Source organism: Aeromicrobium yanjiei, from assembly GCF_009649075.1.
GTDB lineage: Bacteria > Actinomycetota > Actinomycetes > Propionibacteriales > Nocardioidaceae > Aeromicrobium > Aeromicrobium yanjiei.
In genome coordinates this window covers 1,235,903-1,248,308 of record NZ_CP045737.1, presented here as the reverse complement: position 1 = coordinate 1,248,308, position 12,406 = coordinate 1,235,903, and the positions used below count along the sequence as shown (strand labels likewise).

At 70.1% G+C, this 12,406-nt stretch carries 11 protein-coding genes and 1 other RNA gene; 5 read left to right on the top strand and 7 right to left on the bottom strand.

The window, feature by feature from the left end:
* Positions 1-9: 9 nt before the first annotated feature.
* On the bottom strand, positions 10-2,931 hold the full coding sequence (locus tag GEV26_RS06300; protein ID WP_153652271.1) for a bifunctional [glutamine synthetase] adenylyltransferase/[glutamine synthetase]-adenylyl-L-tyrosine phosphorylase: 2,922 nt from the start codon (positions 2,929-2,931) through the stop codon (positions 10-12).
* A gap of 111 nt (positions 2,932-3,042) precedes the next feature.
* Here GEV26_RS06300 and GEV26_RS06295 point away from each other — a divergent pair, with 111 nt between their 5' ends.
* Both GEV26_RS06295 and GEV26_RS06290 read left to right on the top strand, forming a co-directional pair.
* On the top strand, positions 3,043-3,471 hold the full coding sequence (locus GEV26_RS06295; protein ID WP_153652270.1) for a YciI family protein: 429 nt from the start codon (positions 3,043-3,045) through the stop codon (positions 3,469-3,471).
* A 27-nt stretch (positions 3,472-3,498) separates the two neighbouring features.
* Complete coding sequence (locus tag GEV26_RS06290) at positions 3,499-4,773, top strand: RNA polymerase sigma factor (protein ID WP_243838967.1); 1,275 nt, start codon at positions 3,499-3,501, stop codon at positions 4,771-4,773.
* A gap of 12 nt (positions 4,774-4,785) precedes the next feature.
* Here the strand turns inward: GEV26_RS06290 and glnA are convergent, their stop codons facing one another.
* Positions 4,786-6,123: a type I glutamate--ammonia ligase gene (gene glnA / locus GEV26_RS06285; RefSeq protein WP_153652268.1), complete on the bottom strand. Its 1,338-nt coding sequence runs from the start codon at positions 6,121-6,123 to the stop codon at positions 4,786-4,788.
* 90 nt (positions 6,124-6,213) lie between these two features.
* Here glnA and GEV26_RS06280 point away from each other — a divergent pair, with 90 nt between their 5' ends.
* Together GEV26_RS06280 and panB are read left to right on the top strand one after the other, a co-directional pair.
* The gene (locus GEV26_RS06280; protein ID WP_153652267.1) at positions 6,214-7,965 is read left to right on the top strand and encodes an NAD+ synthase; all 1,752 of its coding nucleotides are present in this window, start codon (positions 6,214-6,216) and stop codon (positions 7,963-7,965) included.
* A gap of 268 nt (positions 7,966-8,233) precedes the next feature.
* Positions 8,234-9,103 carry a 3-methyl-2-oxobutanoate hydroxymethyltransferase gene (gene panB, locus GEV26_RS06275; RefSeq protein ID WP_153652266.1) on the top strand — a complete coding sequence of 290 codons (870 nt, stop codon included), beginning with the start codon at positions 8,234-8,236 and terminating at the stop codon, positions 9,101-9,103.
* A gap of 3 nt (positions 9,104-9,106) precedes the next feature.
* Here the strand turns inward: panB and GEV26_RS06270 are convergent, their stop codons facing one another.
* The gene (locus GEV26_RS06270; RefSeq protein WP_153652265.1) at positions 9,107-9,397 is read right to left on the bottom strand and encodes a hypothetical protein; all 291 of its coding nucleotides are present in this window, start codon (positions 9,395-9,397) and stop codon (positions 9,107-9,109) included.
* Positions 9,394-9,600, bottom strand: coding sequence for a hypothetical protein (locus tag GEV26_RS06265; RefSeq protein WP_153652264.1), 207 nt, complete (start codon positions 9,598-9,600; stop codon positions 9,394-9,396). Before GEV26_RS06265 ends, GEV26_RS06270 begins: the two co-directional genes overlap by 4 nt.
* 51 nt (positions 9,601-9,651) lie before the next feature.
* Here GEV26_RS06265 and map point away from each other — a divergent pair, with 51 nt between their 5' ends.
* Positions 9,652-10,500, top strand: coding sequence for a type I methionyl aminopeptidase (gene map, locus GEV26_RS06260; RefSeq protein ID WP_153652263.1), 849 nt, complete (start codon positions 9,652-9,654; stop codon positions 10,498-10,500).
* Between the two features lie 193 nt (positions 10,501-10,693).
* Here map and GEV26_RS06255 read toward each other — a convergent pair whose 3' ends face one another.
* From GEV26_RS06255 to rnpB, 3 genes are all read right to left on the bottom strand, one after another.
* Complete coding sequence (locus tag GEV26_RS06255) at positions 10,694-11,527, bottom strand: aldo/keto reductase (RefSeq protein WP_153652262.1); 834 nt, start codon at positions 11,525-11,527, stop codon at positions 10,694-10,696.
* A gap of 160 nt (positions 11,528-11,687) precedes the next feature.
* On the bottom strand, positions 11,688-11,864 hold the full coding sequence (locus GEV26_RS06250; RefSeq protein ID WP_153652261.1) for a hypothetical protein: 177 nt from the start codon (positions 11,862-11,864) through the stop codon (positions 11,688-11,690).
* A gap of 4 nt (positions 11,865-11,868) precedes the next feature.
* An RNA gene (gene rnpB, locus GEV26_RS06245) (RNase P RNA component class A) lies at positions 11,869-12,288 on the bottom strand.
* Positions 12,289-12,406 lie beyond the last annotated feature (118 nt).

Here is a 12,406-nt window from a genome sequence, read left to right as displayed (position 1 = left end):
CGGCAGCCCTCACTCGTAGAAGATGCGCTCCACGACCTTGCGGGCGTGACGGGTCGTCCGGAGGTAGTCGTCGTTCAGCCGCTCCCCCTCGTCCATGCCGTAGCCGAGCAGGTGCGCCACGCCGGCCCGCTCCCCCGCGTGCTCGACCATGGACTCGGCCGCCTTGCCGCGCATGAGGACGACCGCGTTGCGGATGCGGCTGACGAGCCGCCAGGCTGCCTCGAGCGCCATCGCGTCGTCGTGGCTGACGAGGTCTGCGCCGACCGCGGCGTGGAGCGCGGTCAGCGTGCGGGTCGTCCGCAGCTCCGGCACCGCGTGGGCGTGCTGCATCTGCAGCAGCTGGACTGTCCACTCGACGTCGGCGAGACCGCCACGGCCCAGCTTCAGGTGCGTCTTGGGGTTCGCGCCGCGCGGCAGCCGCTCGGAGTCCACGCGCGCCTTGATGCGGCGGATCTCGCGGATCTCGTCGGCTGTGGCACCGCCCTCGGGGAACCGGAGCGGGTCGATCAGCTCGGTGAAGCGCGCATTGAGGTCGGCATCGCCGACCGCGGCGTTGGCCCGCAGCAGCGCCTGGGCCTCCCAGACGGCCGACCACTTCTCGTAGTACGCCCGGTAGGACGCGAACGTCCGCACGAGGGGGCCGTTCTTGCCCTCGGGTCGCAGCTCCGCGTCGACCTCGAGCGCGGGATCGTCGCCCGGCGCCGCCAGCATGCGGCGCAGGCCCTGGACGACCGCGGTGGCGGCCGCAGCGGCCTCGGTGTCGTCCGCCCCCTCGCAGGGGTCGTGGACGAACATGACGTCGGCGTCGGACCCGTAGCCGGCCTCGCCCCCGCCGAGTCGTCCCATCAGGACGATCGAGAGCCGGGTCGGCATCTCGCCGCGCTCGGCCTCGACCGCGGCGGTGGACGCCTTGAGGGCGCCGGCCAGCGTGGCCGTCGAGATGTCGGTCAGCGCCTCGCCGACCTCGGTGATGTCGAGACGTCCCAACACGTCGGCGATGCCGACCCGGGACAGCTCACGGCGGCGCACGCGGCGCACGGCCCGGATCGCGTCCTGCGGGTTGCGGTGCCGGTCGGCGGCGAGGTCGACCTCGGTCCGCAGGCGTTCGCGCTCGAGCGGCCTGAGCTCGGCATCGTCACCGAGGAGCGCGACCGAGTCGGGTGCGCGCAGGATGAGGTCGGTGACGTAGCGGCTCGACGAGAGGACGTGTGCGAGCTGCTCGGCGCCCTCCCCCTCGTCGCGCAGCTTGCGCAGGTACCAGTGCGTCTCCCCGAGCCCCTCGGAGATCTTGCGGAACGCCAGCAGGCCCGCATCGGGGTCGGGTGACTCCGCGAACCAAGCCAGCATCGCCGGCAGCAGCGACTTCTGGATCGAGGCGCGACGCGACAGACCGGACGTGAGCGCCTGGATGTGCGCGAGCGCACCCTTCGGGTCGACGAAGCCCAGCGCCGTGAGACGTTCCTCGGCCGCGAGCGGGGTGAGCCGCAGGTGATCGGTGGGCAATGAGGCCACGGCCTCGAGCAGCGGCTGGTAGAAGAGCTTCTCGTGCAGGCGCCGCACGATCCGGCGGTGCGCCTGCCACTCCTTGGTGAGCGCCTCGGCCGAGTTCTGCCGAAATCCCATGCTGCGGCCGAGTCTGCGCAGGTCCTCCGGGTCGTCGGGGACGATGTGGCTGCGGCGCAGCTTGTAGAGCTGGATCCGGTGCTCGAGCGTGCGCAGGAACTCGTACGCCTCCTCCATCGCCGCGCCGTCGCGCCGTCCCACGTAGCCGCCGTCGATGAGCGCCCCGAGCGCCTTCAGCGTCGTGGGGCTGCGCAGGGTCTCATCCGCGCGGCCGTGGACGAGCTGCAGCAGCTGCACCGCGAACTCGACGTCCCGCAGCCCGCCCGCCCCGAGCTTGAGCTGACGACTGCGCTGCGCCGCCGGGATGTTGTCGATCACGCGACGGCGCATCGCGCGGACGTCCGAGACGAAGTGGGGCCGGGTGCTGGCGAGCCAGATCATGGGCGACAACGCGTCGATGTACGCCTGGCCGAGCTCTTCGTCCCCGGCCCCGAAGCGGGCCTTGAGCAGCGCCTGGAACTCCCACGTGCTGGCCCACTTCTCGTAGTAGGCGATGTGGCTCGCGAGCGTCCGCACCAAGGGTCCGTTCTTGCCCTCGGGACGCAGCTCGGCGTCGACCTCCCAGATCGTCCCCTCACCGGTGTGCTCACGGCACAGCTTCATGACCGCCGCGGCCAGGCGTGTGGCGGCGCCGATCGCCGCACCGTCGTCGGCGCCCTCCGCAGGCTCGTGCACGAAGATCACGTCGACGTCGCTGAGGTAGTTGAGCTCGTGACCGCCGGTCTTGCCCATCGCGATGATCGTCAGGCGGCACAGATCGGCGTCCGGCTCGGCCTCACGGGCGATCCGCAGCGCCGCGCCGAGGGTGGCCACTGCGAGGTCGGAGAGCTCGGCCGAGGACTCCTCGAACGTGGTCAGCGCAGTCAGGTCACGAGCGGCGATGTGCAGCAGCTTGCGGTGGTAGGCGACCCGCAGCTCGTCGGCGTCGGTCGCCTCCTCCATCTGCTGGCGGCGCAGGTCCAGCGGGATGGGACGACGAGCCAGATCGGTCGAGGCCAGGTCGCGCACGTGCTCGGGGTGACGGGTCAGGAAGTCGCCGAGGGCCTCGCTGGTGCCCAGCACGACGAGCAGCCGCAACCGCAGCTCGTCATCGCTCGCGAGCATCTCGAGCAGCTCGCCGAGCGCCATGCGCGACGCGATCGAGCTGAGCGACGACAGCGCGGCGTCCGGGCTCGCCACCGAGGCGATCTGGTCGACCAGTGCCTCCGGGACGTCGCCGAGGGACTCCAGGCTCGCCACGGCGGCCTGCCCGTCGCGGAATCCCTTGCGGGCAAGTGTCACGGCCAGGTCACGTGCGTCTGTTGCCACGTCTGCAGGCTACCGGCAGACCGCCCCGGCCTGTCGGTCGATCTGGGCATGGCCCGTTCGAAGCATTGGTGAGAGGGTCGACATGCGGCCCGCACACCGAGGAGACAGACCATGAAGTACATGCTGATCATGCGAACGCCCGAGATGGTCGAGATGCCCGAGGACGTCGACTTCACCGAGGTCATCAACGCGATGGGCGCCTACAACGAGTCCTTGATCAAGGCCGGCGTCCTGCTCGCCGGCGAGGGCCTGGCTCCCCCCGACGAGGGGTTCGTGGTCGACTTCGACGCGACACCGCCGGTCGTGACCGACGGCCCGTACGCCGAGGCGAAGGAGCTGTTCAACGGCTTCTGGATGATCCAGACCTCGACCAAGGAGGAGGCCGCCGAGTGGGCCAAGCGCTGCCCGCTCGGGCCCGGCATGCGCCTGGAGGTCCGCCGGGTGAACGAGACCGAGGAGTTCGACCAGGACAACGAGTACGTCCAGAAGGAGCACGAGTGGCGCGAGCAGCTGGGGACTGACCGGCCCGTCCAGGGCTGATCGCCGCACATGGCCGAGGACCGGGCGGTGGCTGCCTCCGAGAGCGAGGCGGCCGCCGCCCGTCGCCGCGTCGAGGCGCTCTGGCGCATCGAGTCCGCCCGCATCGTGGCGACCCTGACCCGGGTCGTGGGCGACTTCGGCCTCGCCGAGGACCTCGCCCAGGAGGCATTCGTCGACGCCCTCGCCCAGTGGCCGCGCGACGGCGTTCCCCCCAACCCCGCCGCGTGGCTCACGACCGTCGCCAAGCGCAAGGGCATCGACCGGCGGCGCCGGCTCGCGCGCCTGGACGACCGCCACGCCGCGATTGCGTACTCGCTCGCCGAGCAGCACCGGCTCGCCGCGATCGATCACGAGCCGCCGTGGGACCCCGAGACGGTCGACGACGACGTGCTGCGGCTCATCTTCACCGCGTGCCACCCGATCCTGCCGCGCGAGTCGCAGATCGCGCTGACCCTGCGCGTCGTCGGCGGACTGACGACCGAGGAGATCGCGCGCGCGTTCATGGTGCCGGTGAGCACTGTGCAGCAGCGGATCGTGCGCGCGAAGCGGACGATCTCCGCGGCAGCGGTGCCGTTCGAGGTGCCCTCCCGCGAGGAGCTCGGCGGCCGGCTGGCGTCGGTCCTGCAGGTGGTCTACCTGATCTTCAACGAGGGGTACGCCGCGACGGCCGGCTCGAGCTGGATGCGGACCGATCTCGCCGGCGAGGCGCTGCGGCTCGCACGGATCGTCAGCTCCCTCGTCCCGGACGAGCCCGACGCCCACGCCCTCCGGGCGCTGCTCGAGCTGCAGGCCTCGCGCTTCGCCGCGCGCGTCGACGCGGACGGCGAGCCCGTCCTGCTCGCGGACCAGGACCGCTCGCGGTGGGACCACGACCAGATCCGGCGAGGCCGGGCCGCGCTCGCGAAGGCTGACGCGATCGGCCGGGGACGCGGCGCGTACGCCCTGCAGGCCGCGATCGCCGAGTGCCACGCGGTCGCACCCTCGACCGACGGGACGGACTGGGCCCGGATCGTCGGGCTCTACGAGTCGCTGGCCGAGGTCGCGCCGTCACCAGTGGTCGATCTCAACCGCGCTGTCGCCGTCGCGATGGCACACGGTCCGGCGGCCGGTCTGGCAGCGGTGGACGAGCTCGTCGCGACCGGGGCGATGACCGGCTCCGCGCTCCTGCCGGGCGTCCGTGGGGAGCTGCTGGCCCGCCTCGGTCGGCGCGACGAGGCACGCGAGGAGCTGCTGGCAGCGACTGCCCTCACCCGCAACGAGCGGGAGCGGGCCGTCCTGCTGCAGAAGGCCGAGCGGATCTGAGCGGCGGTCCGCTCAGACCATCGGCATGAGGCGATCGATCTCGAACTGCGTGACCTGCGAGCGGTAGTCCTGCCACTCCGCGCGCTTGTTGCGCAGGAAGAAGTCGAAGACGTGCTCGCCGAGGGTCTCGGCGACCAGCTCGCTGGTCTCCATCGTGCGGATCGCCTCGTCGAGGTTGCGCGGCAGCGGCGCGATGCCCATGGCCTTGCGCTCGTTCTCCGACAGCGACCAGACGTCGTCCTCGGCCTCGGGCGGCAGCTCGTACTTCTCCTCGATGCCCTTGAGCCCCGCGGCCAGGATGAGCGCGAACGCGAGGTACGGGTTGCAGGCCGAGTCGACCGCCCGGTTCTCGACGCGCGCGGAGTTGCCCTTGTGCGGCTTGTACATCGGCACGCGGATCAGGGCCGAGCGGTTGTTGTGGCCCCAGCACACGTAGTTGGGTGCCTCTCCCCCGCCGGCGAGGCGCTTGTAGGAGTTGACCCACTGGTTGGTGACCGCGGTGATCTCGGGGGTGTGGTGCAGGACGCCGGCGATGAACGCGCGTCCCGTCCGCGAGAGCTGGTACTCCGCACCCGCCTCGTAGAACGCGTTCTCGTCGCCCTCGAACAGCGAGACGTGCGTGTGCATGCCCGATCCGGGGTGCTCGGTGAACGGCTTGGGCATGAACGAGGCCCACTTGCCCTGGCTCAGCGCGACCTCGCGCACGACCGTGCGGAACGTCATGATGTTGTCCGCCGTCGAGAGCGCGTCGGCGTAACGCAGGTCGATCTCCTGCTGGCCCGGACCGCCCTCATGGTGGCTGAACTCGACCGAGATGCCCATGTTCTCGAGCATCGTGATGACCTCGCGGCGGAAGTCCTGGCCGCCGCCCTGCGCGGTGTGGTCGAAGTAGCCGCTGTCGTCCACGGGAACCGGACGATCGCCCGCGTCGGGCTTGCCCTTGAAGAGGAAGAACTCGATCTCGGGGTGCGTGTAGAACGTGAAGCCCGCCTCGGCCGCCTTCTGCAGCGCACGCTTCAGCACGTGGCGCGGATCGGCGTACGACGGCGTGCCGTCGGGCATGAGGATGTCGCAGAACATGCGGGCCGTCGCCGGGGTCTCGCCGCGCCACGGCAGGATCTGGAACGTCGACGGGTCCGGCATCGCGAGCATGTCGGCCTCATGGACGCGGGCGAAGCCCTCGATCGCCGAGCCGTCGAAGCCGATGCCCTCGGCGAATGCGCCCTCGAGCTCGGCCGGCGCGATCGCGACCGACTTCAGGGATCCCAGGACGTCGGTGAACCACAGACGTACGAATCGGACGTCGCGCTCCTCGAGCGCGCGCAGGACGAAGTCTTCCTGTTTTCCCATGCGGTCATTGTCCCACGCGGATTGTTACGGCGTTGTTACGCCCGGCGGCGGCCCGGGCGTGCCCACTGGCGCCGCACTAGGGTTCTTGGCATGCCCCAGCTGCGCCTCGCCCTCGCCCAAGTCAACGCCACGGTGGGTGACCTCGCCGGCAACGCCGACCTCGTCGTCGAGCACTGCAAGGACGCCGCCGCCCGGGGCGTGCACCTGGTCGTCTTCCCCGAGATGATGCTGACCGGCTACCCGATCGAGGATCTCGCGATGCGGGCCTCGCTCATCAAGGCGTCACGCGCGACCGCGGAGTCCCTCGCCACCCGCCTGCAGGACGAGGGCTGCGGCGACGTCGTGGCGGTCGTCGGCTTCCTCGACCATGCCGAGGACTCCTCGCAGGGATTCGGCATCCCCAAGAACGCGCCACTCAACTCCGTCGCGGTGATGCACGGCGGCCGGATCGTCGCGCGCCAGGCCAAGCACCACCTGTGGAACTACGGCGTCGGCGACGAGATCCGCAACTTCGTCCCCGGCCACGAGATCAACATCCTGCAGATCGGCGGCATCGACGTCGCACTGGCGATCTGCGAGGACCTGTGGCGTGACGGCCCCTCCGCCGCGGCGAAGGCAGCCGAGGCGGCCCTCCTGGTCGTCCCCAACGGCTCGCCGTACGAGGCCGACAAGGACGACGTACGCCTCGAGCTGTGCTCGCGCCGGGCCCGCGAGGGCGAGTGCGTCCTCGCGTACGTCAACCTGGTCGGCGGCCAGGACGAGCTCGTCTTCGACGGCGACTCGCTCGTGGTCGACCAGGACGGGAGCGTCCTCGGCCGGTCGGGCCAGTTCGACCCCGAGCTGCTCGTCGTCGATCTCGACCTGCCTGCTGCGACACCGGCGATGCCGGATGCCGAGGAGCGCTTCGGTGGCCTCGCGATCAGGCGCACGATCATCAGCTCCGAGCCCTTCGCGGCGTACGAGCCCCTGCCCGTCACCCAGGCCGAGCGGATGCCGCGCCACCAGGAGATCTGGACCGCGCTCGTCACGGGGCTGCGCGACTACGTGCACAAGAACGGCTTCTCGTCGGTCCTGTTCGGCATGTCCGGCGGCATCGACTCCACCCTCGTCGCGGCGATCGCGGTGGACGCCTTGGGCGCCGACAAGGTCTTCGGCGTCTCCAACCCGAGCGCGTGGTCGACCGAGCACTCCCGCAGCGACGCCGCGGAGCAGGCACGCCGCACCGGCCTCACCCTGCAGACCGTGCCGATCGCGCCGATCTTCGATGCGTACCAGGAGGCGCTGCACCTCGACGGCCTCGCAGAGGAGAACTTGCAGGCACGCATCCGCGCGGTCATCTGGATGGGGCTGTCCAACCAGCACGGCCACCTCGTGCTCGCGTGCGGCAACAAGTCCGAGCTGGCCACGGGCTACTCCACGATCTACGGCGACGCGGTCGGCGGCTACGCCCCGATCAAGGACGTCCCCAAGACCCTCGTGTGGGAGCTCGCGCGGTGGCGCAACGCGTACGCGGTCGAGCGCGGCGAGACCCCGCCCATCCCCGAGGGGACGATCTCCAAGCCCCCGTCGGCCGAGCTGCGGCCCGGTCAGCTCGACTCGGACTCGCTGCCGCCCTACGACCAGCTCGACGCCGTGCTCGACGCGTACGTCGAGCGCGATCTCGGCTCCGCGGACGTCATCGCCGAGGGCTTCGACCCCGCACTCGTCGAGCGCGTCATCGGCCTGGTCGACCGCGCGGAGTACAAGCGTCGCCAGTACCCGCCGGGACCCAAGGTCTCGCGGCGCAACTTCGGCCGCGACCGGCGCGTGCCCATCACCCACCGGTGGCGCGAGAAGCTCTGACGCCCACCCCGGTCGTCGCCCTCCGGGGGACCGACGATGAGGGTTTCCGGCAGCTGCGGCGACCACTAACCCTCATCCTCGGTGCGCCCCGTCCGGCGCGATGAGGGTTCGGGGCAGCTCCAGCAACCGCAAACCCTCATCCTTGGTCCCCGTCGGCAGTCGGACGGGTGAGTTGGTTCACACTCCGCCGCTGCTCCTACGCGGATCTGGCACGCTGGTGCCATCCGTGGACTCCGCCAGGAGCTGCGAGACGAACAGGAGCATTCCCATGGCCGACGCCACCCCTGAAGAGACCGCGCCGTACGGCACCGGGCCTGCCTCACCTGCCCCGGCAGCCCGCAAGCGCGTCCGCACCCACACGCTGCAGCAGATGAAGGAACGCGGCGAGAAGTGGACCATGCTGACCGCGTACGACCAGTACACCGCAGCCACGTTCGACGAGGCCGGCGTCGAGGTGCTGCTGGTCGGCGACTCCGCATCCAACAACGTCTACGGCAACGAGACCTCACTGCCGGTCACGGTGGACGAGCTCATCCCCCTCGTGCGGGCCGTGTCCCGCTCCGCGCCGCACGCGCTCGTGCTGGCCGATCTGCCGTTCGGCTCCTACCAGGGCTCCCCCGAGCAGGCGTTCCACACCGCTGTCCGGTTCATGAAGGAGGCCGGTGCGCACGCGGTCAAGCTCGAGGGCGGTCTCGCGATGGTGCCGCAGGTCAAGCTCCTGACCGACGCGGGCATCCCCGTGTGCGCCCACATCGGGTTCACCCCGCAGGCCGAGCACAATCTCGGCGGCTACCGCGTGCAGGGCCGTGGTGACGGTGCCGCCCGCATGGTCGAGGAGGCCAGGGCGCTCGAGGCCGCCGGGGCGTTCGCGATCGTCATGGAGATGGTCCCGTCCCCGGTCGCCGCAGAGGTCACCAAGGCGTTGCGCATCCCCACGGTCGGCATCGGCGCAGGCGTCGAGTGCGACGCCCAGGTGCTGGTGTGGCAGGACATGCTGGGCCTCAACTCCGGCCGCACCCCGCGTTTCGTCAAGAAGTACGCCGACCTGCACGCCGTGATGCTCCAGGCGACGCAGGCGTACGTCTCGGACGTCAAGGGCGGCACCTTCCCCGACGACGAGCACAGCTTCGCCGAGTAGACCTCAGGCGCTCCAGCCGCCCGGGCCGACGCCCACTGCGGTCACCAGCGCCAGCAGGGGCAGGCCCGCCAGTGGCACGAAGGTGCATGCCGCCGGGCGGGTCCTCGCCCAGCTGACGACCCAGCCGACGAGCGGGGCGAGGATCAGCACGTGCAGGACGACGCCCCACCACGGCGCGTAGATCGACGTCGAGATCGCGAGCCACAGCAGGACGAACAGCCCGCCGACCGCGATCCACGGACCCGAACGTTCGAGGCGCAGACCACCGGACCTGCGTCTGCGTCGGCGTCTCATTCCTTCGTGGGTTCGTCCGGGGTCGCGTCGTCGTTCCAGTCGGGGTCGTTGTCCCAGCTCTTGGTGCGCTCCGCGGCGATCTCCAGAGCGCGGGCGGCCTCCTCCGCGGTGTCGTACGGCCCGAGGCGGTCCGCCGCCCGGCAGCCGTCCTCACCCTCGACCGTGCCGTGCTTGGTGCAGTAGTAGAACTTGGCGTCACTCATGTGCCCATCCTGCCCCAACCCGGGCTCGGGTGCTCCCACTAAACTCCCCGCGTGAGTGTCCTGACCGCCGGCCGTGTCTCGGCCCGCCGCCCCGTCCCCGCCTCGATCGAACGTCCCGAGTACGTCGGACAGATCGCTCCCCTGCCCTATCGCGGCCCGCTCGTGCGGGACGCCGAGACGATCGAGGCCATGCGGATCGCCGGCCGGATCGCGGCGCAGGCGCTGGACGCCGTCGAGGCCGCGATCGCACCGGGCGTCACGACCGACGAGCTGGACCGGATCGGCCACGAGTTCATCGTCGCGCAGGGCGCCTATCCGTCGACGCTGGGCTACCGGGGCTATCCCAAGTCCTTGTGCAGCAGCGTCAACGAGGTCATCTGCCACGGCATCCCCGACGATCGTCCGCTCGAGGACGGCGACATCGTCAACATCGACATCACGGCGTACATCGGGGGCGTCCACGGGGACACCAACAAGACCTATCTCGTGGGCGACGTCGACCAGGAGTCGCGACTGCTGGTCGAGCGCACGCAGGAGGCCACGATGCGGGCGATCCGCGCGGTCAAGCCGGGTCGGGAGATCAACGTGATCGGCCGGGTCATCGAGACGTACGCCAAGCGGTTCGGCTACGGCGTCGTGCGTGACTTCACCGGGCACGGGGTCGGCCCGGCCTTCCACGACGGGCTCGTCATCCCCCACTACGACGACCCGTCGGCCGACACCGTGATGCAGCCCGGCATGACGTTCACGATCGAGCCGATGCTCACGCTGGGCTCGATCGACTGGGACATGTGGGACGACGGGTGGACCGCCACGACCCGAGACCGGTCCCGGACCGCGCAGTTCGAGCACACCCTGCTGGTGACGTCGAACGGCGCCGAGATCCTGACCCTGTCGTAGGTCGGGATCCCGGCGCCGTGGTCTGCGTGGCTCCGCGCCGGAGGAGGACGAACGATGAGGGTTTGCGGTAGCGGTGACTACCCCAAACCCTCATCGTCGGTGCCGGCCGCGCCCGAGGGTGAGGGGTTGCGGCTGCGCTAGCTACCCCAAACCCTCATCGTCGGTCCCCGGGCGCGCCGGAGGGGCTCCGGTGTCAGGGGATGTAGTTGAACACGTCCGGGTCGGGGCCGGTGCGCTCGTCCTTGTTGAGAGCGCTGATCGTGCCCATCTCACCGTCGGTGAGCTCGAAGTCGAAGATGTCGAAGTTCTCCTCGACGCGGCTGCGCGTCACCGACTTGGGGAAGATGATGTCGCCGCGCTGCACGTGCCAGCGCAGGACCACCTGGGCGGGCGTCTTGCCCTTGTCGTTGGCCAGCCCCGTGACGACGGGGTTGTCCAGCACGAGGCCCTGGGCGATCGGCGACCAGGCCTCGGTCGCGACGCCGTGCTCGGTGTTGACCGCGCGGACCTCGTCCTGCGTCAGGTAGGGGTGCACCTCGATCTGGTTGACGGCCGGAACGATCTCGCCCTCCTGGATCACGCGACGCAGGTGGGTCGGCTGGAAGTTGGAGACGCCGATCGAGCGAGCGCGGCCGTCGCGGTAGAACCCCTCGAGGGTCTTCCAGGTGTCGACGAAGTCGACGTCGATGCCCGGCAGCGGCCAGTGGATGAGGAACAGGTCGATCTTGTCCAGACCGAGCGCCTCAAGGGTGCCCTCGAACGCCTTGACCGCATCGTCGGGCGCGTGGAAACCGTTGTTGAGCTTGCTCGTCACGAAGATCTCGTCACGCGGGATGCCGGACTCGCGGATCGCCTCGCCGACCTCCTTCTCGTTGCCGTACATCTCGGCCGTGTCGATGTGCCGGTAGCCGACCTCGAGGGCCGTGAGCGTCGCGTCCTTGGTCTCGGACGGATCGATCTGGAAGACACCGAACCCCAGCTGCGGGATCTCGACGCCGTTGTTGAGGGCAATGTTGGGCACGGTCATGCGTACTCCTGAAAGAAGATCGGTGGGTGGGAGCCTCGCCTCCGAAGAGGGGCCGTGGTCTGGCGTACCCACGCCCCCTCCCCGTCAAACTGTCACCCGACCACTGGCGACAACATTCCACACCATGGCGCGAGGGAGTACGTCCCCGCCCGACCGCTGCTCAGGCTTGCTCGACGCGCAGAGACCCCAGTGTCTGCTCCGCAGCCGGCTCGTAGGAGCTCGGGAACTTCCAGGACGGCTCGAGCAGGGTGCCGGCGAACACCTTGCGCAGACGGATGCGGCCGAGCAGGTCGTCACCGGGATCGGCCACGTCCTGGGGCGTGAACGTCGTGGTCATGGGGCGAATGAGCCGGCCTGTAAGCCGGATCCTGTCAGACCAGCGGATCACTCCACCGGCCCGGGCGACCATCCATCTGGGACGCCCATTGCTGGACGCCTCGTGCAACCTACCCGCTGACATCGGACGAGCAGCCCGTCAGCGCAGACCCCTCCGCACGCGGAGGAGTCCTCTTGGTCTTGCTCCCGGTGGGGTTTACCTAGCCGCCCCGGTCACCCGGAGCGCTGGTGAGCTCTTACCTCACCGTTTCACCCTTACCCGCACCTGCGCCCGAAGGCGCAGGCCGCTGGCGGTCTGTTCTCTGTGGCACTGTCCCGCACGTCGCCGTGGGTGGCCGTTAGCCACCACCGTCGCTCTGCGGAGTCCGGACTTTCCTCGACACCGTGGTCGTACGACCCGGTGCCGCGGCCGCCCGGCCGACTCATTCGCGTCCCCGATCCTACCGCCTGCCAAGGGGTGCACCGACGTCCGATAGGCTTCAGGCGCGAAAGGGAGTAGTCCCCAACGGCTGTGTCGACATACTGACCCCACGAGGCTGTGGA

What these genes read in the sequence shown, in the direction of transcription:
- GEV26_RS06295 (WP_153652270.1), top strand. Translation starts at nt 3,043, where the DNA reads ATGAAGTACATGCTGATCATGCGAACGCCCGAGATGGTCGAGATGCCC.
- glnA (WP_153652268.1), bottom strand. Translation starts at nt 6,123, where the DNA reads ATGGGAAAACAGGAAGACTTCGTCCTGCGCGCGCTCGAGGAGCGCGAC.
- GEV26_RS06280 (WP_153652267.1), top strand. Translation starts at nt 6,214, where the DNA reads ATGCCCCAGCTGCGCCTCGCCCTCGCCCAAGTCAACGCCACGGTGGGT.
- panB (WP_153652266.1), top strand. Translation starts at nt 8,234, where the DNA reads ATGGCCGACGCCACCCCTGAAGAGACCGCGCCGTACGGCACCGGGCCT.
- GEV26_RS06270 (WP_153652265.1), bottom strand. Translation starts at nt 9,397, where the DNA reads ATGAGACGCCGACGCAGACGCAGGTCCGGTGGTCTGCGCCTCGAACGT.
- GEV26_RS06265 (WP_153652264.1), bottom strand. Translation starts at nt 9,600, where the DNA reads ATGAGTGACGCCAAGTTCTACTACTGCACCAAGCACGGCACGGTCGAG.
- GEV26_RS06255 (WP_153652262.1), bottom strand. Translation starts at nt 11,527, where the DNA reads ATGACCGTGCCCAACATTGCCCTCAACAACGGCGTCGAGATCCCGCAG.
- GEV26_RS06250 (WP_153652261.1), bottom strand. Translation starts at nt 11,864, where the DNA reads ATGACCACGACGTTCACGCCCCAGGACGTGGCCGATCCCGGTGACGAC.